The organism is Nonomuraea sp. B10E15 (assembly GCF_039871615.1).
Taxonomy (GTDB): Bacteria; Actinomycetota; Actinomycetes; order Streptosporangiales; family Streptosporangiaceae; genus Nonomuraea.
In genome coordinates this window covers 107658-128439 of the sequence record NZ_JBDPMB010000002.1, presented here as the reverse complement: position 1 = coordinate 128439, position 20782 = coordinate 107658, and the positions used below count along the sequence as shown (strand labels likewise).

At 70.8% G+C, this 20782-nt stretch carries 20 protein-coding genes; 9 read left to right on the top strand and 11 right to left on the bottom strand.

All coding sequences use genetic code 11. The annotated features are described in order from the left end of the window. Window positions 1-86 precede the first annotated feature (86 nt). The gene (gene mtrA / locus ABGB14_RS09775; protein ID WP_043620615.1) at window positions 87-764 is read right to left on the bottom strand and encodes an MtrAB system response regulator MtrA; all 678 of its coding nucleotides are present in this window, start codon (window positions 762-764) and stop codon (window positions 87-89) included. Window positions 765-1267: 503 nt separating this feature from the next. Between mtrA and ABGB14_RS09770 the strand changes: the two genes are divergently transcribed. The 5 genes from ABGB14_RS09770 to ABGB14_RS09750 all read left to right on the top strand — a co-directional run bounded on the left by ABGB14_RS09770 (window position 1268) and on the right by ABGB14_RS09750 (window position 6706). Then, window positions 1268-2299, top strand: a complete 1032-nt coding sequence (locus ABGB14_RS09770) for a glycerophosphoryl diester phosphodiesterase membrane domain-containing protein (protein WP_347643260.1) — start codon at window positions 1268-1270, stop codon at window positions 2297-2299. Then, entirely contained in the window at window positions 2296-2961 is a 666-nt protein-coding gene (locus tag ABGB14_RS09765; RefSeq protein WP_347643259.1) for a DUF4129 domain-containing protein, read from the top strand. The genes ABGB14_RS09770 and ABGB14_RS09765 overlap by 4 nt, the downstream gene beginning before the upstream one ends. Beyond that, complete coding sequence (locus ABGB14_RS09760; RefSeq protein ID WP_347643258.1) at window positions 2958-4133, top strand: DUF4350 domain-containing protein; 1176 nt, start codon at window positions 2958-2960, stop codon at window positions 4131-4133. Before ABGB14_RS09765 ends, ABGB14_RS09760 begins: the two co-directional genes overlap by 4 nt. Continuing rightward, window positions 4123-5103 (top strand): MoxR family ATPase, encoded by a 981-nt coding sequence (locus ABGB14_RS09755; protein ID WP_347643257.1) that lies wholly within the window; start codon window positions 4123-4125, stop codon window positions 5101-5103. Before ABGB14_RS09760 ends, ABGB14_RS09755 begins: the two co-directional genes overlap by 11 nt. 229 nt (window positions 5104-5332) lie before the next feature. Beyond that, window positions 5333-6706 (top strand): DUF58 domain-containing protein, encoded by a 1374-nt coding sequence (locus ABGB14_RS09750; RefSeq protein ID WP_347643256.1) that lies wholly within the window; start codon window positions 5333-5335, stop codon window positions 6704-6706. A 79-nt stretch (window positions 6707-6785) separates the two neighbouring features. Here the strand turns inward: ABGB14_RS09750 and ABGB14_RS09745 are convergent, their stop codons facing one another. Next, window positions 6786-7778 (bottom strand): stage II sporulation protein M, encoded by a 993-nt coding sequence (locus ABGB14_RS09745; protein WP_132516475.1) that lies wholly within the window; start codon window positions 7776-7778, stop codon window positions 6786-6788. 51 nt (window positions 7779-7829) lie between these two features. On the opposite strand from ABGB14_RS09745, the gene ABGB14_RS09740 reads away from it, so the two are divergent. Further along, a complete protein-coding gene (locus ABGB14_RS09740; protein ID WP_347643255.1) occupies window positions 7830-8810 on the top strand; it encodes an RDD family protein in 981 nt (326 codons plus the stop codon). A 187-nt stretch (window positions 8811-8997) separates the two neighbouring features. On the opposite strand, the gene ABGB14_RS09735 is transcribed toward ABGB14_RS09740, so the two are convergent. Both ABGB14_RS09735 and ABGB14_RS09730 read right to left on the bottom strand, forming a co-directional pair. Continuing rightward, a complete protein-coding gene (locus ABGB14_RS09735; protein WP_347643254.1) occupies window positions 8998-10377 on the bottom strand; it encodes a hypothetical protein in 1380 nt (459 codons plus the stop codon). Window positions 10378-10413: 36 nt separating this feature from the next. After that, complete coding sequence (locus tag ABGB14_RS09730; RefSeq protein ID WP_347643253.1) at window positions 10414-11811, bottom strand: hypothetical protein; 1398 nt, start codon at window positions 11809-11811, stop codon at window positions 10414-10416. A gap of 166 nt (window positions 11812-11977) precedes the next feature. Between ABGB14_RS09730 and ABGB14_RS09725 the strand changes: the two genes are divergently transcribed. Next, the gene (locus tag ABGB14_RS09725) at window positions 11978-12613 is read left to right on the top strand and encodes a DUF305 domain-containing protein (RefSeq protein ID WP_347643252.1); all 636 of its coding nucleotides are present in this window, start codon (window positions 11978-11980) and stop codon (window positions 12611-12613) included. Between the two features lie 90 nt (window positions 12614-12703). Here ABGB14_RS09725 and ABGB14_RS09720 read toward each other — a convergent pair whose 3' ends face one another. Further along, window positions 12704-13939, bottom strand: a complete 1236-nt coding sequence (locus ABGB14_RS09720; RefSeq protein WP_347643251.1) for an adenosylhomocysteinase — start codon at window positions 13937-13939, stop codon at window positions 12704-12706. Window positions 13940-14180: 241 nt separating this feature from the next. Beyond that, window positions 14181-15608 carry an adenosylhomocysteinase gene (gene ahcY / locus ABGB14_RS09715; RefSeq protein WP_347643250.1) on the bottom strand — a complete coding sequence of 476 codons (1428 nt, stop codon included), beginning with the start codon at window positions 15606-15608 and terminating at the stop codon, window positions 14181-14183. A 103-nt stretch (window positions 15609-15711) separates the two neighbouring features. Here ahcY and ABGB14_RS09710 point away from each other — a divergent pair, with 103 nt between their 5' ends. Continuing rightward, the gene (locus ABGB14_RS09710; protein WP_347643249.1) at window positions 15712-16137 is read left to right on the top strand and encodes a MerR family DNA-binding transcriptional regulator; all 426 of its coding nucleotides are present in this window, start codon (window positions 15712-15714) and stop codon (window positions 16135-16137) included. On the opposite strand, the gene ABGB14_RS09705 is transcribed toward ABGB14_RS09710, so the two are convergent. Genes ABGB14_RS09705 through ABGB14_RS09685 form a run of 5 tightly spaced genes read right to left on the bottom strand, consistent with a single transcriptional unit; the run spans window position 16092 to window position 20094 of the window. After that, on the bottom strand, window positions 16092-17018 hold the full coding sequence (locus tag ABGB14_RS09705) for a cation diffusion facilitator family transporter (RefSeq protein ID WP_347643248.1): 927 nt from the start codon (window positions 17016-17018) through the stop codon (window positions 16092-16094). The two genes, ABGB14_RS09710 and ABGB14_RS09705, sit on opposite strands and share 46 nt — an antisense overlap. 48 nt (window positions 17019-17066) lie before the next feature. Next, window positions 17067-18173, bottom strand: coding sequence for an SIS domain-containing protein (locus ABGB14_RS09700; protein WP_347643247.1), 1107 nt, complete (start codon window positions 18171-18173; stop codon window positions 17067-17069). Next, window positions 18170-18337, bottom strand: a complete 168-nt coding sequence (locus ABGB14_RS09695) for a Trm112 family protein (protein WP_347643246.1) — start codon at window positions 18335-18337, stop codon at window positions 18170-18172. Before ABGB14_RS09695 ends, ABGB14_RS09700 begins: the two co-directional genes overlap by 4 nt. Further along, a complete protein-coding gene (locus ABGB14_RS09690) occupies window positions 18334-19683 on the bottom strand; it encodes a phosphomannomutase/phosphoglucomutase (protein WP_347643245.1) in 1350 nt (449 codons plus the stop codon). Before ABGB14_RS09690 ends, ABGB14_RS09695 begins: the two co-directional genes overlap by 4 nt. A 42-nt stretch (window positions 19684-19725) precedes the next feature. Beyond that, window positions 19726-20094, bottom strand: coding sequence for a DUF3499 domain-containing protein (locus ABGB14_RS09685; RefSeq protein WP_106236645.1), 369 nt, complete (start codon window positions 20092-20094; stop codon window positions 19726-19728). A 224-nt stretch (window positions 20095-20318) separates the two neighbouring features. Between ABGB14_RS09685 and ABGB14_RS09680 the strand changes: the two genes are divergently transcribed. Further along, window positions 20319-20759 (top strand): metallopeptidase family protein, encoded by a 441-nt coding sequence (locus tag ABGB14_RS09680; protein ID WP_132605991.1) that lies wholly within the window; start codon window positions 20319-20321, stop codon window positions 20757-20759. Window positions 20760-20782 lie beyond the last annotated feature (23 nt).

Below are 20782 nucleotides of genomic sequence, written 5' to 3'. Positions count from 1 at the left end.
CGGCGCGCTCCGCCGAGGATCTGGCGGAGCGTACGCCTGCGTGTTCTCGTCTTCGTGGTCGGGGGCATGGCAGGGCTGGGCGGAGGTCAGGCGGGTCCGGCTTTGTAGCCCACGCCGCGGACGGTCACGACGATCTCGGGGTGCTCCGGGTCCTTCTCGATCTTGGCCCTGAGCCGCTGGACGTGCACGTTGACCAGGCGCGTGTCGGCCGCGTGCCGGTAGCCCCACACCTGCTCGAGCAGGACCTCGCGGGTGAACACCTGGCGCGGCTTGCGGGCCAGCGCGACGAGCAGGTCGAACTCGAGCGGCGTGAGGTTGATGGTCTCCTCGCCGCGCTTGACCGAGTGTCCCGCCACGTCGATGGTGATGTCGCCGATCTGCAGGATCTCGGGGGTCGGCTCGTCGGTGCGGCGCAGGCGCGCCCGCACCCTGGCGACGAGTTCCTTCGGCTTGAACGGCTTGACGATGTAGTCGTCGGCGCCGGACTCCAGCCCGAGGACGACGTCGATGGTGTCGCTCTTGGCCGTGAGCATGACGATCGGAACGCCCGACTCCGCCCTGATCCTGCGCGCGACGTCGATGCCGTCGGCCCCCGGCAGCATCAGGTCGAGCAGCACCAGGTCGGGGCGTGTATCGCGGAAAGCGTCAAGGGCCTTGTCGCCGTCGGAGACAAATGACGGCTCGAAACCCTCCCCCCGCAACACGATCCCCAACATCTCGGCGAGAGCGGCGTCGTCATCGACGACCAGCACGCGACCTTTCATGGCCCCTCATTCGTTCTACGCATTCTGGGACATACCCGCACGATCGCTGAAGGTTACCCTTGGCGAGCTCATGAGTGTGACTCGGAGCCCCGCAAAAGGCGAATTTCCGGTCCGCCCCCGCGATCGCCATCTCAGTCTGCGGTAACAGAGCAACTTTCTGCCATCCCTGGACGCGAACATGGGCCGGATTCGCCGAAGAATGCGGCCAAGCCGGGGCGTCGGATCAGCCCAGCTCCACTGGGCGACACCAATGTCCCGCCCAGCATGCCAGGATTGGGGATATGTCAGACGGTCACGGTCCCACGCCCGAGACGCCATCAGGCTGGTCGGCCGAACAGCCCCCGCCCTACAGCGCCCCGCCGGCGTCCCCGTGGACCGCGCCGGGCTCGCACCAACAATCCCCTCACGGAGCTCCCTACGGGCCACAACCACCGCAGCAGCCGCCCCACGGGCCGCAGCCACCTTATCCGCAACATCCGTATCCTCAACCCGGATACGGCGCCATGCCGCCGCCCGCGCTGCGGCCGGGCATCATCCCGCTGCGCCCGCTGCAACTCGGCGACCTGCTCGACGGCACGATCAAGCTCATCAGGTCCAACCCGAAAGCCGTGCTCGGTCTGTCGGCCATCGCCGCCCTGCTCGCGTCCGTGCCCCTGGCGGTGGGGCAGGCGTTCCTCCTCAACTCCGTGGGCAGCGCGCTCGCCGACCCCGACAGCCTGGTCGCCACGCAGGGCGAGCTCACCGGCCTGTACGGCTTCGCCGCCCAGTACGGCGGCACCCTGCTCTCCTACGCCATCCAGTTCGTCGTGGTCACCCTGCTGACCGGCGTGCTGACCCGCATCCTCGGCCGGGCCGTCTTCGGCGGCAAGCTCACCGCCGGCGAGGCCTGGCAGCTGGTCAAGGGCCGGGTGCCGGCGTTGTTCGGCGTGGTGGGGCTGATGGCCGCGATCATGCTGGTGCCCGCCCTCGTCTTCGTGCTGCTCATCGTGGCCTTCTCGCTCAACGCCGGCGCCGGCGACCTCGGCTGGCTGGCCCTGCTGAGCATCCTGTTCATCGTCGTGTACATCGGCTACTACCTGTTCATGAGGACCCGCTTCGCCTTCGCCTCGCCCGCCGTGGTCCTCGAGGGCCGCAGCCCGCTCGACGCCATGCGCCGCTCATGGCACCTGGTGACCGGCGACTTCTGGCGGGTGTTCGGCATCCTGCTGCTCACCTCGCTGCTCGTCGGGCTCGTGGCGGGCATCCTGTCGGTGCCGTTCACGATCGCGGGCACGCTCTTCGGCATGCTCGGCGCGGGCTCGGCGGCCACGGCGGTCGTGTCCGCCGTGCTGATCGCCGTCGGCGGCACGCTGAGCGCCATGTTCGTCTATCCGTTCGAAGCCGGGGTCTCCGGCCTGCTCTACGCCGACCGCCGCATGCGGAGCGAGGCGTTCGACCTCGTCCTGCAGACCGCGGCCATCGAGCAGCAGCGCCAGGGCTGGGTGCACGCCTCCGCCGACGAGCTCTGGCACCCGTCCAACTCCGCCAGGTCGTGAGCCCGATCGACAGGGAGGAGGCCGCGCGGCAGGCCGCACGCGAGCTGCTCGACCCCGCCTACGAGACGGAGTCGCTGCCCGACCGGATCTACCGATGGGTCATGCAGTTCCTGGGCGACCTGATCGACGCGGCCACGGGCGGCGGCCCGGCCGGCGGGGTCATCGCGTCCGTGGTGATCGTGCTGATCATCCTGGGGGTGATCGTGCTGATCTCGTGGCAGCTGCGCAGGTCCGCGCGTAAGAACGCGACGGCGACGGGCGCGCTGTTCGGCGAGCGGGCGATGAGCGCGGCCGAGCACCGGCAGGCGGCGGAAGGGCTGGCCGGCGAAGGGCAGTGGACTCCCGCCGTCCAGGAGCGACTCCGTGCCATCGCCCGCGACCTGGAAGAGCGCGCGCTCGTCGACGGCATGCCCGGGCGCACGGCCGACGAGCTGGCCGCAGAGGCCGCCGTCTCCCTGCCGGGCTTCGCGGACGAGCTGGCCGCGGCGGCCCGCTCGTTCGACGACGTCACGTACGGCGGGGTGCCCGGCACCCGCGACGCCTACACGCGGATGGCCGGCCTCGACGACCGCCTCGGCCAGGCCCGCCCGGTCCCCATCGTGTCCCCCGCTGCGGCGGCGCCCGGCGCGAGCCCGTGGCCGGGGAGCGGAGGGGCCCCATGAGCGTGACCACGCCCCCTCCCTCCACCCGATCCCGGCCGACCTCCCCGACCCCCCGCTCCACCTGGCGCGCCGGCCGGCTCATCGTGCTCCTCGGCCTGGTCGTCGTGCTCGCGGCGGTGGCGAGCGTGCTGCTCGGCTCCGGCGGGGCCCCCGCACGGCCCCTCGACCCCGACGACACCTCGCTGGCCGGCTCCAAGGCCCTGGCCGAGCTGCTGCGCGAGAAGGGCGTCACCGTCGACCGGGTCGACTCCGCCCAGGCCGCCGTCGACAAGGCCGCCACGGGCGACCGCCTGCTGCTCATCACCGACCGGACGTACGTCGACGAGCGCCGCCTCGCCGGTCTCCCCGGCGACCGGCTGATCGTCGGCGACGTCATCAACCTGTCCGCCCTGGCCCCCGACGTGCGCGCGCTGCCCCAACGCCCGCGTCCCCGATCGCGCGAGCCCGAGTGCCCGCTGCCCGCGGCCCGGGCCGCCGGCAGTGCCTACATGGGCGGCGTCGCCTTCCGCGGCCCGCCCGGCTCGACCGCCTGCTACCCGGCGGGCGACGGGCACACGCTGGTCAGCTACGCCAGCGGCGGGGGCGTCACCACCGTCGTCGGCGACGGCGGCTTCATGACGAACCAGCGGCTGGCCGAGGACGGCAACGCGGCGCTCGCGCTCAACCTCCTCAGCACCGGCAAGCCCGTGACCTGGCTCGTCCCCCCGGACAACCCGCCGCCCAGGAAGCTGGCCGGCGAGCAGGGCCAGTCGATGTACGACCTGATGCCCGGCAACGTCCGCTGGGTCGTCTTCATGGCGATCATCGCCGTGGCGCTCACGGCGTTCTGGCGGGGCAGGCGGCTCGGGCCGGTGGTGGTGGAGAAGCTGCCCGTCGTCGTCAGGGCCGCCGAGACGGTCGAGGGGCGTGGCAGGCTCTACCGGGCCAGGCACGCCAGGGAACGCGCGGCCGCCGCGCTGCGCGCGGGCACGATCGACCGGCTCACGGCCAGGCTGGGGCTGGGCCACGGCGCAGGGCCGCATGAGGTCGTCGCGGCGCTCGCCGCCCGCACGGTGGAGGACCCGCACCAGCTCGGCGCGGCACTGTACGGGCCGCCGCCGGCGGACGACGCCGGGCTCGTCGAACTGGCCGGATACTTGGACTTGATCGAAAGGCAGTTGAGTGAACTTTGACGAGACCTACCGCGTGACGGGTTCGGGCGACTCGGCGAGAGAGGCGCTGGCGGCGTTGCGCACCGAGGTGTCCAAGGCCGTGGTCGGTCAGGACGCGGTGGTGACGGGGATGGTCATCGCGCTGCTGTGCAAGGGCCACGTGCTCCTCGAAGGCGTGCCGGGCGTGGCCAAGACGCTGCTGGTGCGCACGATCTCGGCGGCCCTGTCGCTCGACTTCAAGCGGGTGCAGTTCACGCCCGACCTGATGCCGGGCGACGTGACGGGGTCGCTGATCTACGACGCGAAGACCGCGCGGTTCGAGTTCCGCGAGGGCCCGGTGTTCACCAACCTGCTGCTCGCCGACGAGATCAACCGCACCCCGCCGAAGACGCAGGCCGCCCTGCTCGAAGCGATGGAGGAGCGGCAGGTCAGCGTCGAGGGCGCGGCCCGGGCGCTGCCCGACCCCTTCGTGGTGTGCGCCACCCAGAACCCCGTCGAGTACGAAGGCACCTACCAGCTTCCCGAGGCGCAGCTCGACCGGTTCCTCGTCAAGCTGACCGTGCCGCTGCCGCCGCGCGAGCAGGAGATCTCGGTGCTCGACCGGCACGCCCGCGGCTTCGACCCCCGCGACCTGTCGGAGGTCAAGGCCGTCGCCACGGCCGCCGACCTGGCCGCGGGCCGGGAGGCGGCGGCCGGCGTGCACGTGGCGCCTGAGGTGCTCGGCTACATCGTCGACGTCGCCCGCGCCACCAGGAGCTCGCCGGCGCTGCAGCTCGGCGTCTCGCCGCGCGGCGCCACCGCCCTGCTCGCGGCCTCCCGGGCGTGGGCGTGGTTGTCCGGGCGCCAGTACGTCACGCCCGACGACGTGAAGGCGCTGGCCAGGCCCGCGCTGCGGCACCGCGTCCAGCTCCGGCCCGAGGCCGAGCTGGAAGGGGCGACCGCGGACGGCCTGCTCGACGGCATCCTCGCCTCCGTCCCCGTCCCCCGCTGACAGGAAAGCCGGGCTAGTGAGGAGGGTGAGCGATCTATGGCGCTGACCGGACGTGCCGGGCTTCTCGCGGCGGTCGGGATCCTGGTGGAGGGCCGACGCAGGAGGCACTCCGCGCAGCGAGTGAGGAGGGTGAGCGATCTATGGCGCTGAGCGAACCCGACGCAGCGAGCGGAGTGGAGGGCCGACGCAGGAGGCACTCCGCGCAGCGAGTGAGGAGGGTGAGCGATCTATGGCGCTGACCGGACGTGCCGGGCTTCTCGCGGCGGTCGGGATCCTGGTGGTGATGTTCGCGCCCCTGCCGGGGCCCGCGCTGGCCGGGGTGTGCCTGCTGCTGGCCGCCGCGATCATCGTGGACCTGGTGTTCGCCGGCGCGGTGCGCCCGCTCAGGTTCCATCGCTCCGGCGAGACCCTGATGCGCCTGGGCCAGCGGGCCACGGTGGAGCTGGTGGTGGAGAATCCGGGTCCCCGGCGCGTACGCGGCGTGCTCAGGGACGCCTGGCAGCCCTCGGCGGGAGCCTCGCCCCGCGTCGCCCCGCTGGACGTGCCGGCCGGCGAGCGTCGCAAGATCGTCGTGACCCTCGATCCGACCAGGCGCGGCGACCGGACGTCCGTGGCCGTCACGGTGCGCTCGGTCGGCCCGCTCGGCCTGGCCGCCCGCCAGGGCGACCACCAGGCTCCGTGGTCGGTGCGGGTGCTGCCGCCGTTCCTGTCGCGCAAGCATCTGCCCTCCAGGCTGGCCAGGCTGCGCGAGCTGGACGGGCAACATCCGGCGCTGGTGCGCGGGCAGGGCACCGAGTTCGACTCGCTGCGCGAATACGTGGTGGGCGACGACGTACGCTCCATCGACTGGCGGGCCACCGCGCGCCGCCACGACGTCGTGGTGCGCACCTGGCGTCCCGAGCGTGACCGCCGCGTGCTGATCGTGCTCGATACCGGCCGCACCTCGGCGGGCAGGGTGGGGGACGCGCCGATCCCCCTGGCCGGCGCGGGGGGAGGCGGCGGCGGGCTGCTGGTGCGGCCCGATCCGCGGCCGGCGCCCGGCTGGCCGCGGCTCGACTGGTCGATGGACGCCGCGCTCCTGCTGGCCGCGCTGGCCGCCAGGGCCGGCGACCAGGTGGACTTCCTGGCCTACGACCGCGCGGTACGCGCGTGGGTGAGCGGCGAGTCTCGTACCGAATTGCTGTCGTCGCTGGTCAACGCGATGGCGCCGATCGAGGCGGAGCTGATCGAGGCCGACTCGCAGGGCATGGTGGCCGCCATCCTGTCCAGGGCCAAGCGGCGTTGCCTGGTCGTGTTGCTGACCGACCTGAACTCCGCAGCGCTGGACGAAGGGCTGATGCCGGTGCTGCCGCAGTTGTCCGCGCGGCACCTGGTGCTGGTGGCCGGGGTTTCCGATCCCCGGGTGGCGGCCATGGCCGGCCGTCGCGACTCGACCGAGGAGGTCTACGACGCGGCCGCCGCCGAGCACGCGCGGCTCGGGCGCAGGCGCATCACCGCCAGGCTGCGCCGGCATGGGGTCGAGGTGGTCGACGCGGCGCCGGACGACATCGCGCCCGCGCTCGCGGACGCGTACCTGGCGTTGAAGGCCGCGGGACGCCTCTGACGCCGGAGGACGCCGCGGAGGACGCCGCGGAGGCCGCCCCGGAGGCCGGCTGCGGCAGGGCGCCCCTGACGGCCTGTGGTCAGGCTGACGGGGCGACGTCGGGGGCGCGTTCGAGGTCGCCGGTCTCGTTCCGCGCCAGCGCCCGGCGGCCGAAGACGATCACGTACGTCAGGAAGACCGCCTCGGCGAGCACCCCGATGCCCACCCGCGCCCACGTCGGCAGTCCCGACGGGGTCACGAACGCCTCGATCAGCCCCGACACGAACAGCACCACGACCAGCCCGAGCGCCACGCTCATCACCGCCCTGCCCTGTTCGGCCAGCGCCTCGACCCGCTTGCGGGGGCCGGGGTCGACGACCGTCCAGCCCAGGCGCATGCCGACGGCCGCCGCGAGGAACACCGCGGTCAGCTCCAGGAGCCCGTGCGGCATGATGAGGCCGAAGAAGATATCCAGCTTGTCCCTGGAGGCCATGAGGCCGCCGGAGACGGCCACGTTCTCGGCGTTCGCGTAGAGCGCGTACGGGATCGGCAGCCCCAGCAACACCGAGTAGGCGATCATCAACGCCGAGACCCACGCGTTGTTCACCCACACGCGGCTGGCGAAGGACGCGGCGGGATTCTCCGAGTAGTAGTCGGCGAAGTCCTCCTCGACCAGCTGGGTGATCTCCTCAGGGCTGGCGATGGCGGCCTGGACCTCGGGGTTGTTCGCGACCCACGCGCCCATCACGAAGGCGACCACCAGGAACGCGGCCGAGCTCGCCAGCCACCACCACCGGGCCCGGTAGGCCACCACGGGGAACGTCACCGTGAAGAACCTCGTCAGCTCCCGCCAGGCGGGCGTGTGCGCGCCGGTCACCGCGGATCTGGCCCTGGCCACCAGCGCGGACAGCCGCCCGGCGAGCATCGGGTCGTTCGACGAGGAACGCACGATGGACAGATGCGTCGAAACCCGCTGATACAGGTCGACCAGCTCGTCCACCTCGACGCCCGTCAGCGACGAACGATTCTTCACCAGGTAGTCGAGCCGGTCCCACACGGGGCGGTGCGCCGCGACGAAAGCATCGATGTCCACCCGAACATTCTGGCCGCTCAATCAGTGCGACATAGCCGTTAGGCTCCACTTATGTCGGAGGTAGTGACCGGCGACGCCGTCGTCGTCGAAGTGCGGGTGGCCCAGATGCCCTCGCGGGCGCTGGCGGTCGTCATTGACATGGCGGTGCAGTTCACGGCGATGTTCGGCGCCTACGCGCTCTTAGGAGCGTTCGCCGGCGTCACGGATCTGGCCATGTTCAGCGCGGTCATGATCGTGCTGCTGGTGCTGGTGATGATCGGCTACCCCGTGATCTTCGAGTCCGTCACCAGGGGCCGCAGCCTCGGCAAGCTGGCGCTCGGGCTCCGGGTGGTCAGCGACGACGGCAGCCCCGAGCGCTTCCGGCAGGCGCTGTTCCGCGGGCTGGCCGGGGTGGTGGAGTTCTGGCTGCTCGCCGGCGCGCCGGCGCTGATCGCCTCGCTGGTCTCGCAGCGGGGCAAGCGGCTGGGCGACGTGTTCGCGGGCACCATCGTGATCTCCGACCGGGCGCCGCGCGACGCGGGGCAGGCCATCATGATGCCGCCGCCGCTGGCGAGCTGGGCGGCCACGCTGGAGCTCTCCCAGCTGCCCGACGAGGTGGCGCAGGCGGCCAGGCAGTACCTGCTGCGCTGGGTTGACCTGTCGCCGCAGGTCCAGCACGAGATGGGCGTGCGCATCGCGACCCAGGTGGCGTCCTTCGTCTCTCCCGCCGCCCCTGCCGGGACGCCGCCGTACGCCTACCTGAGCGCCGTCCTGGCCGAGCGCCGCCGCCGTGAGCAGGCCCGGTTCGCGCAGCGGGCGGGAAACGGCGGCGCGCCCCAGGGCCCGTACGCGCCGCCCTCGCCGGTCCCGTACCCGCAGCCCGGCCCTCCTCCGCCGGGCTCGTACGGCCCCTACGCCCAGCCGGGGCCTCCTCCGGCGGCTCCCCACCCGGCGCCCGGCCCGTACTCGCAGCCTGGCCCACCGGCTCCGCCGCCCGCACCCGCGCCGGAGCCGCCACAGGCGACCCCGGGCGGGTTCGCGCCACCCCAGTGACCGGGACGGTCCCGAACGACCGAACCCGCCTCACGGGGTGAGGCCATCAACCCGCCGAGCGGAGCGAGGCCCCCAACACGTGAGGGAGCGCCGTCGTCTGGAGGAGCGGCGGGAGCGCAGCGACCAGAGCGGGGGAAGACGGCGGCATCGAGCGACCGAACCCGCCGAGCGGAGCGAGGCCATCAACTCAGTGCCTTCCGTTGCGGTACGACTCCTGCGTCTGCGCGTTGAACCGGTCGGTACGCACGTGCCTGGCGCTGTCCGTGAGCCGGTCGTCGATCTTGACGACGTCGAAGCCCTCGTGGAAGTCGGCCGCGTAGATGTAGCCGTTGTAGTAGTAGGCGGACCAGATGCCGCCGCCACCGCCGCCCGAGCGGGGGCCGCGCTCGAAGTAGCCGATCTCCCTCGGGCTGGTGGAGTCGGTGAAGTCCCAGACCGACAGCCCGCCCATGTACCACGCCTGGACCATGATGTCGCGGCCCTTGACCGGGATCAGCGAGCCGTTGTGGGCGACGCAGTTCTCGCTGTCGTCCTGGTGGCGGGAGATCTTGAAGTAGCTCTTGAAGACGAGCTGCCCGCGCGCGATGTCGTAGATCGCGTCGGCGCCGCGGTTCGGGCCGGTGGCCTCGTTGCAGGTGGCCGCGCCCCCGCCGCCGAGTTCGTCGGTGAAGACGACCTTCTCGGCGTTGTTGCTGAAGGTCGCCGAGTGCCAGAAGGCGAAGTTGGGGTCGGTGGTCCTGGCGGTGACCTTCGGGTCGAGCCGGTCGGAGATGTCGAACAGCACGCCGTCGCCCATGCACGCGCCCGCCGCGATGTCCTTCTCGGCGTACGCGGTGATGTCGTGGCAGCCGGTGGTGGGGATGAGCAGGCCGGGCTGGTCCTCGTTGCCGCCGTCGGGGAAGACGACCGGGGTGGCCGCGACGTGGGCGGCCTCCGGGTGGCGCAGCGGCACCTTGATGATCGAGATCTTGTCGTGCGGCGGCTGGCAGTCGGGGAAGTTCGCCGCCGGCAGGTACGAGGAGACGTAGACGTAGACGTTCTTGTTCCGGTCGCGGCCCTTGCCCGGCACCAGGGTCAGGGTGTGGGAGCCGCAGGCCGTCTCGACCGCCTTGACGTACCTCGGCCTGGTCTTGTGGGAGATGTCGAAGATGCGAACGCCTTCCCAGGCGTCCTTCTCGGAGGCGGGCCGGTCCGTGCTGGCGCAGGAGTCGTCGCTGCGGGAGCTGTCGACGGCGGCGAACAGCAGGTTGCCGTAGACGCTGACGTCCATCTGCCCGCCGGGGCAGACGACGGAGCTCACGACCCTGGCCTTCTTGGGGTTCCTGATGTCGTAGATGGAGAAGCCGCCGTAGTTGCCGACGTAGGCGTAGCCGCCCTGGAAGGCGATGTCGGTGTTGATGGACGAGGCGATGGCGTCCGGCTTGGGGACGTTCCTGACGTGGGTCACATTGGGGCTGGTGACGACGGCGTCAGGTGGCGGGATGTCACTGGCGGTCGCGGGTAACGCGGTGAGGAGCAGGGCGACGGCTGCCCCGGCCATCGCGAGGACACGGCGCGGGCTGGACATGCGGGATGCCTCCTTCGTACGGGGACCGGCGGCCGGTCAGTGGTGACCGTGGCCACGCTCGGGGTAGGACGTCTGGGTCTGCGCGTTGAGCTCGCGCATCTTGACGCCGTTCGCCCGGTTCGTACGCCAGTCGTTGATCTTCAGCACATCGAGGCCCAGGTTGAAGTCGGAGCCGTAGATGTGGCCGTTGTAGTAGTAGGCCGACCAGAATCCGCCGCTGAGCGCCGGTGCGGTGTTGTCGGGGCCGCGCTCGAAGTAGGCGATCTCCTGGGGGTGCGCCGAGTCGGTGAAGTCGACCACCGAGATGCCGCCCTGGTACCACGCCTGCACCATGATGTCGCGACCCTTGACCGGGATCAGCGAGCCGTTGTGGGCGACGCAGTTCTCGCTGTCGTCCTGGTGGCGGGAGATCTTGAAGTAGCTCCTGAAGACCAGCTGTCCCCGCTTGATGTCGAAGTAGGCGTTGGCGCCCCGGTTGGGCCCGATGGCCTCGTTGCAGGTGGCCGCGCCGCCGCCGCCGAGCTCGTCGGTGAAGATCACCTTGGTGCCCTCGTTGTTGAACGTGGCCGAGTGCCAGAAGGCGAAGTTCTCCTCGTCGCGCGCGGTCGCGGTGACCTTGGGCCGCTCGGGGTCACGGATGTCGAGCAGGATGCCCTCACCCATGCAGGCGCCCGCCGCGATGCCCTTCTCCGGGTAGGCGGTGATGTCGTGGCAGCCCGTGGTGGCGGACCTGCCGTCGGGATAGGGCAGCTGCTTGCCCGGGTAGCCGCCGTCGGGGAACAGGTTGGGCGTCGCGATGACGGTGGCGGCGGACGGGTTCCGCAGCGGCACCTTGATGATCGAAATGAGGTCGTGCGGCGTCCGGCAGTCGGGGAACGCGTCGCTCGGGCCGTAGGAGGAGACGTAGATGTAGACGTTGCGCCCCCGCCGGTCGGGGACCAGGGTGTGCGTGTGCGAGCCGCAGTTCGTCTCGACCGCCTTGATGTACTTCGGGTGTGACTTGTCGGAGACGTCGAAGATGCGTACGCCCTCCCACGACTCCTTGACCGAGGCGGGCTGCGAGGTGCTGTTGCACGAGTCGTCGTTACGCGAGGAGTCGACCGAGCCGAACAGCAGGTCGCCGTGGACGCTCACGTCCATCTGGCCGCCGGGGCATACCACGGAGCTGACGAGCGAGGTCCGCTTGGGGTTGCGGATGTCGTAGATCGAGAAGCCGTAGTAGTTCCCGACGTACGCGTAGTTGCCGTGGAATGCCATGTCCGTGTGGATGTCGGCCAGGGCCTCGGGTTTGGGCACGTTCGTGACGTGCTTGATGTTCGGGCTCATGACGATCTCGCCAGGAGCCGGGACGTCCGCAGCCTGGACCGGCAGGGTGACGCCGGCCAGCGCGACCAGGGCCGCGACCAGGATGAGGACCCTGCGGCGGGTGAACACTCGGGGACCTCCGATAAAGGGGGCATAAACCTCCGTTATGGTCGCTCTCTTCACCGCCGTTGACCAGCGTCCAATCTGTCAATTTTTGTTCCGGTTCGACCTCTTTCATAACCCGGGTTCATGACTTAGAGTGCGCATTCTCCACCACGTTTGTCAGGGAGGCTGGGTGCGAGCCGCGCTCATTGTCGTCACGGCCACGGTCGTCACCCTCACCGGCTGCAGCTCCAGCACGTCACCTCAGGCGCCACGGGCCGGCTCGACCGCCCCCGTGATCGCGCCCGGCCGGCCGGGCGAGCAGGACCGGACGCTCTCGCCGGCCGAGGCCGCCACCGCGGTGCCCTCCCCCACCCCCAACGCCGCCGACGTGACCTACGTCCAGGACATGATCGTCCATCACCGGCAGGCCCTGGACATGGCGTTGCTGGCCCCGAACAGGGCGGAGTCGGCCAAGGTGAAGAGCCTGGCCGGCCGGATCAAGGCCGCCCAGGCACCCGAGATCCAGTACATGACCACGTGGTTGCGGGAGCAGGAGCAGAAGGTGCCCGACCACCACGCGGCGCACGACGGCATGCCGGGCATGGCGACGCCGGAGCAGCTGGAGGAGCTGCGGGCGGCGACGGGCAGCAACTTCGACCGGATGTTCCTGCAGCTCATGATCAACCACCACCAGGGCGCGATCACGATGTCGGAGAAGGTGCTGACCAGCGGCTCCCACATCAGGATCGAGGAGCTGGCCGGCGACGTGAGCGTCACCCAGATGGCCGAGATCCGCCGCATGCGCGAGATGCAGTCGGCGCTGTAGCCGCGCGACCTCAGAAGCCGCGCCTCCCAAGAGCGCGCAACCTCAGGAGCCGCCTGCCTCAGGAGGCGCGTGCCGGAGACGCCGCGACGCTCAGGAGCCGACGCGCCAGGAGTGCAGGTAGTCCTCCTGCTCGGCGGTGAGCTCGTCGATGCCGATGCCGGTGGCGGCCAGCTTGAGCTTGGCCACCTCGTGGTCGATCTCCGGCGGCACGTCGTAGACGCCCGGCTCCAGACGTGCCCGCTCGCCGGCCAACCAGGCCACGGCCAGGGCCTGCGCCGAGAACGACATGTCCATGACCGCGGCCGGGTGCCCCTCGGCGGCCGTCAGGTTGACCAGCCGGCCCTCCGCGAGCAGCAGCAGCCGGCGCCCGTCGGGCATGACGTACTCGTCGGTGTTGGGCCGCACGCCACGGATCACCTCGACGGCCAGCTCGTCCAGCGCCCGCACGTCGATCTCCACGTCGAAGTGCCCCGCGTTGGCCAGGATCGCGCCGTCCTTCATGGCGGCCAGGTGCTCGGCACTGATCACGTCGCGGTTGCCGGTCACGGTGATGAACAGGTCGCCGAGCAGCGCCGCCTGCGCCATCGGCCGCACCTCGTAGCCCTGCAGCGTCGCGTCGAGCGCCTTGACGGCGTCGATCTCGGTGACGATCACCCGCGCGCCGAAGCCCTTGGCCCGCTCGGCCACCCCGCGCCCGCAGAACCCGAACCCGGCCACGACCACCGTGCGCCCCGCGAGCATGATGTTGGTGGCCCGCATGATCCCGTCGAGCGTCGACTGCCCGGTGCCGTAGCGGTTGTCGAACATGCGCTTGGTGCGGGTGTCGTTCACGGCCACGACCGGGAACTTCAGCGCGTGCTCCGCGGTCATCTGGCGCAGCCTGATGATCCCCGTGGTGGTCTCCTCGCAGCCGCCGCCGACGCCGTCGAGCAGGTCGGTACGCTCGGTGTGCAGGATGTTCACCAGGTCGCACCCGTCGTCGAGCACGAGATCGGGCCCGAGATCGAGCGCCTGGTGGATGTGCCGGTAGTAGGTCGGCCGGTCGACGCCGGCCCTCGCGTGCACCGCGATCCCGTACGCGCGCAACGCCTCGGCCACGTCGTCCCGCGTCGACAGCGGGTTGGAGGCGGCGAGCGCGATCTCGGCGCCCCCGGCCTTCAGCGCCCCCATGAGCACGGCCGTCTCGGCGGTGACGTGCAGGCAGGCCGCGATCTTCAGCCCGGCCAGCGGCCGTTCGAGGCCGAAGCGCTCGCCGATCGCCGTCAACACCGGCATCGAACGCGCGGCCCACGAGATCTGCCGCTCACCGCTTTCCCAGACGTCCATGGCTCACCTGTAACCGAAGAAGACGGCCAAGAACGCGCTCGTAACGGCGAGATTCCCGTGAGCCTTCACGACCGGCCATGACGGACGGAAGCGGCGTCGGCGCGTGCGGGTGACTTGGCCTGCCGTAAAAGATGGGGTTGGTGCGCTCCGCAGGAGCGCGCACCGCTCCGAGGGGAGGGCCCTCTCGGAGCGGTGGTGAAGCGGAGAAACCCCCGACGACAGCGGAGGAGCCCCCGAAGGATCAGTAGCGATAGTGGTCGGACTTGTACGGGCCCTCGACGTGGACGCCGATGTAGGCCGCCTGCTCCTTGGTGAGCTCGGTGAGCTTGACGCCGAGGGCGTCGAGGTGCAGGCGGGCGACCTTCTCGTCGAGGTGCTTGGGCAGCGTGTAGACGCCGATCGGGTAGTCGGCCGTCTTGGTGAACAGCTCGATCTGGGCGATCACCTGGTTGGTGAACGAGTTGGACATGACGAAGCTCGGGTGGCCGGTCGCGCAGCCGAGGTTCATCAGGCGGCCCTCGGCGAGCACGAGGATCGTGTGGCCGTCGGCGAAGACCCACTCGTCGACCTGGGGCTTGATGGTGTTGCGCTGGATGCCGGGCAGCTTGGCGAGGCCGGCCATGTCGATCTCGTTGTCGAAGTGGCCGATGTTGGAGACGATCGCCTGGTGCTTCATCCGCGCCATGTGGTCGGCGGTGATGATGTTGAAGTTGCCCGTGGCGGTGACGAAGATGTCGGCGATGCCGACGACCTCGTCCAGCGTGGTCACCTGGTAGCCGTCCATGGCCGCCTGGAGCGCGCAGATCGGGTCGATCTCGGTGACGATCACGCGGGCGCCCTGGCCGCGCAGCGCGTCGGCGCAGCCCTTGCCGACGTCGCCGTAGCCGCAGACCACGGCCACCTTGCCGCCGATGAGCACGTCGGTGGCGCGGTTGAGGCCGTCGATGACGGAGTGGCGGCAGCCGTACTTGTTGTCGAACTTCGACTTGGTGACCGAGTCGTTGACGTTGATGGCCGGGAAGAGGAGCTGGCCGTTCTTGTGCATCTCGTAGAGGCGGTGCACGCCGGTGGTGGTCTCCTCGGTGACGCCCTTGATGCTCTCGGCGATCCTGGTCCACTTCTTGTCGGCGCCGACCGTGCGGTTGAGCAGGTCGATGATGACGTGCCACTCTTCGGGGTCGTCGGCGGTGGCGGCGGGCACGGCGCCGGCCTTCTCGTATTCGGCGCCCTTGTGCACCAGCAGCGTGGCGTCGCCGCCGTCGTCGAGGATCATGTTGGGGGCGCCGCCGTCAGGCCAGGTCAGCGCCTGCTCGGTGCACCACCAGTATTCCTCCAGGGTCTCGCCCTTCCAGGCGAAGACCGGCACGCCCTTCGGGTCGTCGACGGTGCCGTCGGGCCCGACGACCACGGCGGCGGCGGCGTGGTCCTGCGTGGAGAAGATGTTGCAGCTGACCCAGCGGACCTCGGCTCCGAGCGCCACCAGCGTCTCGATGAGGACGGCGGTCTGGATCGTCATGTGCAGGGAGCCCATGATCTTCGCGCCCGCCAAAGGTCGCGTGTCCGAGTAGTCGCGGCGCACGGCCATGAGGCCGGGCATCTCGTGCTCGGCGAGCCGGATCTCCTTACGACCGAAGTCGGCAAGTGAAAGGTCTGCGACCTTGAAGTCCATCGGGTTTCCCCTCGCGTCACTGATGGTTGTCGCCGACGAGTCTAGGCACCGTTCGTACGACGACGCACGCCGGGAGGGGTGAAACTGACGTAAGAATGTAAGGATGCGCATCACGGAAGCCGCCAAGCGGCTCGGCATGTCCCCGCGGATGCTCCGCTACCGGGAGGCACTCGGCCTGCTGCCCCCCGTGCGGGAGCAGGGGGCGCACCGGCGGTTCGGCCCCGAGGAGCTGGCCGCCGTGGCACAGGGCGTCGAGCTGGAGAAACGGTTCGACGTGTCGCCGGCCGAGCTGGCGTTCGCGCTGCGGGTGCTGAGCGAGCCGTCGGTGGCGGCGGCCGTGCGCGACCTCGGGGTGCGGATCGGGCGCATCCCGGTGCCCCGCAGGGCCCTCGACTTCGAGAAGGAGAAGGCCCTGCGGCTGCTGCGTACGTCCGGCGGCGCTCAGGAGGCGGGCGCGCGGGCCCGGTCGCGGCCGGGCGGCGCTCAGGAGGCGGGCGTGCGGGACCGGTCGAGGTCGGGCTCGAGGTAGATGACCCTGGCGATCGGCACGGCCGCGCGGATGCGCTGCTCGGCCTCGTCGATGCCGCGCGCCACCTCGCCGGCCGTCTCGTCGTGCGAGACCGCGATCTTGGCGCCCACGAGCAGTTCCTCCGGGCCGAGGTGCAGCGTGCGCATGTGGATGATCCGGTCGACCTCGGGCGCGCTCTCCAGCGCGCGGCGGATCTGGCCCTCCACCTCCGGCGAGGCGCCCTCGCCGACCAGCAGCGACTTGGTCTCCACGGCCAGCACGACCGAGATGACTGCGAGCAGGGTGCCGATCATCAATGTTCCGATGGCGTCCCAGACGGGGTTGCCCGTCACCACGGCCATCGTCACGCCGAACAGCGCGAAGATCAGGCCGAGCAGCGCGCCGAGGTCCTCCAGCAGGATGACCGGCAGCTCCGGCGACTTGGACCTGCGGATGAACGCGACCCACCCCTGACGGCCGCGCACCAGGTTGGCCTCCTTGATGGCCGTGCGGAACGAGAAGATCTCAGCGATGATCGCGAATATCAGCACGCCGAACGCCCAGGCGGGGGACGTGAGTGCCTCTGCGTGGGTCAGTTTGTGGTAGCCCTCGTACAGCGAGAAGAGCGCGCCGATCGCGAACAGCACCACGGCCACCACGAACGCGTAGAAATAGCGCTCGCGACCGTAGCCGAACGGGTGTTCCTTGGTGCTGGCGCGGGCCGCACGCTTGCCGCCGACCAGGAGAAGCACCTGGTTGCCCGAGTCGGCGACCGAGTGGATGCCCTCGGCCAGCATCGACGACGACCCGGTGAAGAACGCCGCCACGAACTTGGCTACGGCAATGGACAAGTTCGCGACCAACGCCGCAATGATCGCTTTTGTTCCGCCGCTCGCGCTCACCGGTCTTCTCCACTCATAAGGTCAATCACAAAGGCCTGGAAGGGGATCCTATTGCGAAATCCTGGCCTTCAGCTCACTGATCGCCGAGACCGAGCTCGGATCGACGGCGTATCCCAGCGCCAGATAGGTGCTCGCGTAATCGCCGAGCAGGATCATCGAGGCCATCCGCTCCAGCGGGTGCACGCCCTCCGCCGCCAGCTCGGTCACCGGCACGTCGCGCTCACGCGCCAGGCGCAGCGACGCCTCGCGCTGGCGCGTCAGCTGGGGATGCTCCTCGACGTCGCGCAGCACGACCAGCCTGAGCGTGTGCGCGGGAGCGTCGGCGAAGATGTCGCGCTCGGCCATCGGCCCGTCGAAGGTCGCGACCTGGCCATGGCCCGCCTCGGGCAGCTCTCCGAAGATGGCGGGATATTTCGCATTGGTGTTGAGCTGGCAGGCCAGCCGGTACGCCGCCACCGACGCCGCGGCCGACGAACCCCAGATCACCGGAAGGCTCTCGGCCAGGTCGAGCGCGAGCGACTTGCCCGGATTGACGAACGACTCGCTGGCCGGCCGGCACCGGTGCGCCATCTCCTCCAGCGCCGTGGCCACCCGTTCGAACAGGTCCGCGTCGGCCGGAACCAGCCGCAGCGCGGCGGCCGCCACGATCAGCGGCACGGCCAGCAGCCAGACGTTGACCCTGGACTGCCCGCTCACCGGCACCGGCACGTAGAGCGCCGACGCCTGGGTGGCGATCGCCTCCAGCGGCGAGCCGGGCGCGCCCACGCCCAGCAGCGTGCACCCGCGCCGCACGGCCTGGGTGGCGACGGCCAGCGTCTCCTCGGTGTCGCCCGAGCCGGAGACGGCGATGACCAGGTCGGTGGCGCCGACCCAGCCGGGAAGCTGGTAGGAGCGCAGGGTGATGATCGGCAGCGGCGCGCCGTTGCCGACGGCCGCCGCCATGATGTCACCCGCGATGCCGGAGCCGCCCATGCCCGCGACCACGATGGCGCGCGGGCGCCCCATCTCGGCCAGGCGGTCGACACGGGACTCGACGGCGGTGCGGTAGCCGGTGCGTACGTGGGCCGCCGCGGCGGCGACCGCCGGCAACATGCCCCCGGGATCACCGTCGCTGAGATGCCCCTGGTCGTCGAGCCGCCCCGGCTCCCAGGTCACGGCTTCCTGGCCTCGTCGACCAGCAGAACGGGGATGTCATCCCGGACCGGGTAGATGAGGCCGCAACCGGTGCAGGCCAGCTCTTCGGCCTCGGCCTCGGCACGCAGGGGCGCCTTGCACGCCGGGCAGGCCAGGATCTCCAGCAACCAGTCGTCGATCTTCACTCTGACACCTTTCCCACAATGGCGAGGACCTCGTCCCTGATCGCCGTCATCTCGGTCTCGTCGGCCGCCTCGGCGTTCAGCCGGAGCAGCGGCTCGGTGTTGGAGGGCCGCAGGTTGAACCACCAGCCGGATCCCGTCACGGTCAGCCCGTCGAGCTCGTCGAACTCGCCCCGGCCCGCGAACGCCTCCCGCACCCGCCGCAGCGCCTCGCCCTGGTCGTCGACCGCGCTGTTGACCTCGCCGGAGGCGTGATAGCGCGCGTAGGCCGTCACCAGCTCGGACAGCGCCCGCTCCTGCTCGCCGAGCGCGGCCAGCACGTGCATCGCGGCCAGCATGCCCGAGTCGGCGAACCAGAAGTCGCGGAAGTAGTAGTGGGCCGAGTGCTCGCCGCCGAACACCGCGCCCGTGCGGGCCATCTCGGCCTTGATGAACGAATGCCCCACCCGCGTCCGCACCGGAACCCCGCCGTGTTCGCGGACGATCTCGGGCACGCCGTGCGACGTGATCAGATTGTGGATGATCGTCGCGCCCGGAGCCTTGGCCAGCTCGCGCACCGCGACCAGCGCGGTCACGGCCGACGGCGAGACGGACTCTCCCCGCTCGTCGATCACCCAGCACCGGTCGGCGTCGCCGTCGAAGGCCAGCCCGAGGTCCGCGCCGCTCTCGACGACCGCCCGCTGCAGGTCGACGAGGTTCTGTGGCTCCAGCGGGTTGGCCTCGTGGTTGGGGAAGTCGCCGTCCAGCTCGAAGTAGAGCGGGACCAGCTCGATCGGCAGCCCCTCGAACACGGCGGGAACGGTGTGCCCGCCCATGCCGTTGCCCGCGTCGACGACCACCTTGAGCGGCCTGACGCCCGCCAGGTCGACCAGCGTGCGCAGGTGATGGGCGTAGCCGGGAAGCAGGTCCTTCTCGATCAGCGACCCCGTCGGCGTGTCCGTCACGCCGACCAGCTCCGCCGCGCGGTCGCGGATCTCCGTCAACCCCGTGTCGCCGCCGATCGGCACCGCGCCGGACCGGCACATCTTCATGCCGTTGTAGCGGGCGGGATTGTGGCTGGCGGTGAACATGACGCCCGGCAGCCCGAGGCTGCCGCTGGCGTAGTAGAGCAGGTCGGTGGAGCCGAGCCCGGCGTGCACCACGTCGGCCCGGCGCGAGCGCGCGCCGCGGATGAAGGCCTCGGCCAGCGGCACGGACGACTCGCGCATGTCATGGGCGACCACGACCGACCCGGCGCCCGTCACCTCGACGAATGCCGCCCCCACGGCCTCGGCGGTCTGCTCGTCGAACTCGTCGGGAAACACCCCGCGAACGTCGTACGCTTTAAAGATCTTGGCGAAATCGCCCACTCCGCAGCTCCGCCCTTGGTCGTTTCCTCCGTTGAAACGAGCCTACCGGTCGCGGTGCTGCTGGGCCGACCGCAGAACGCGCAGGTGCCCGCGCCTGCCGACCTCGACTCCCTGGCCGACCGGCTCGCCCCCGCCGGACGGCGTGGGCCGCGCCGCCTCCCTGACCGCGTTGGCCAGCGCCTCCAGATCGTCGGAACTGGGCGAGGCGCCGTCCGTCGGCAGCCGCACCACCTCCCAGCCGCGGGGGGCGGTCAGCCGCTCGGCGTGTTCGGCGCACAGGTCATAACAATGTGGCTCCGCGTACGTCGCCAGAGGGCCGAGAACAGCGGTCGAGTCGGCGTATACGTACGTGAGCGTGAAGACGGCAGGCTGGCTGCAGGCGGTGCGGGAACAGCGGCGGACGGGGCTCACGGAGGGACCGTATCTGGTAAGAGTGCGAGGCGCCACTATCTGAGCACTCTTAACGAGCGTGTCGCCACAATTCGGACACCTGTCGCAGCCTTTCCACCGATTTCCCCGCCAGGGACCCGGTCTTCGAGCCCGAATATTTCCCGCGTTCCCGGGCAGAACAGTCCGACGTGGAGAGGTGACGCCGCTCCCCGGAAGCGCCCGTACGCCCCCGTACACTTGATCCCGTGACTCACAGGCGCGGTCCCAGGCGGCGCGATCGCCACGGTCGCGGTCTCCGCGGCCCGCTCGCCCCCTCCCACGTCCCCATGGCCAAGTCCCGCAGCGAGCGCTTCGACGACCTCGTGCTCGACGCGGTCGACCGGCTCAGGCCCCGGTGGGAGCGCCAGCTGTCGGCGGTGGAGTTCGCGGTGGAGGAGGTGCCGCCGCTGAGCGAGCTGGGCGACGGCCCGCAGCTGAGCTCCGACCCGATCCCGTTCGGCCGCGCCGACGCGGCCGCCGGCCCCAACCCCGCCTCGATCGTGGTCTACCGGCGTCCGCTGGAGGCACGGGCCCGCGACCGCGACACGCTGGGGGCCATGGTGCACGACACGGTCGTGGAGCAGGTGGCCACCCTGCTCGGCCTGGCCCCCGAGACCGTCGACCCGGGCTACGACGACCGCGGCTGAGGCGCGGGCTCCGGGCCGAAGGG

What these genes read in the sequence shown, in the direction of transcription:
- ABGB14_RS09710 (WP_347643249.1), top strand. Translation starts at nt 15,712, where the DNA reads ATGCGCATCACGGAAGCCGCCAAGCGGCTCGGCATGTCCCCGCGGATG.
- ABGB14_RS09735 (WP_347643254.1), bottom strand. Translation starts at nt 10,377, where the DNA reads ATGTCCAGCCCGCGCCGTGTCCTCGCGATGGCCGGGGCAGCCGTCGCC.
- ABGB14_RS09770 (WP_347643260.1), top strand. Translation starts at nt 1,268, where the DNA reads ATGCCGCCGCCCGCGCTGCGGCCGGGCATCATCCCGCTGCGCCCGCTG.
- ABGB14_RS09760 (WP_347643258.1), top strand. Translation starts at nt 2,958, where the DNA reads ATGAGCGTGACCACGCCCCCTCCCTCCACCCGATCCCGGCCGACCTCC.
- mtrA (WP_043620615.1), bottom strand. Translation starts at nt 764, where the DNA reads ATGAAAGGTCGCGTGCTGGTCGTCGATGACGACGCCGCTCTCGCCGAG.
- ABGB14_RS09720 (WP_347643251.1), bottom strand. Translation starts at nt 13,939, where the DNA reads ATGGACGTCTGGGAAAGCGGTGAGCGGCAGATCTCGTGGGCCGCGCGT.
- ABGB14_RS09740 (WP_347643255.1), top strand. Translation starts at nt 7,830, where the DNA reads ATGTCGGAGGTAGTGACCGGCGACGCCGTCGTCGTCGAAGTGCGGGTG.
- ahcY (WP_347643250.1), bottom strand. Translation starts at nt 15,608, where the DNA reads ATGGACTTCAAGGTCGCAGACCTTTCACTTGCCGACTTCGGTCGTAAG.
- ABGB14_RS09750 (WP_347643256.1), top strand. Translation starts at nt 5,333, where the DNA reads ATGGCGCTGACCGGACGTGCCGGGCTTCTCGCGGCGGTCGGGATCCTG.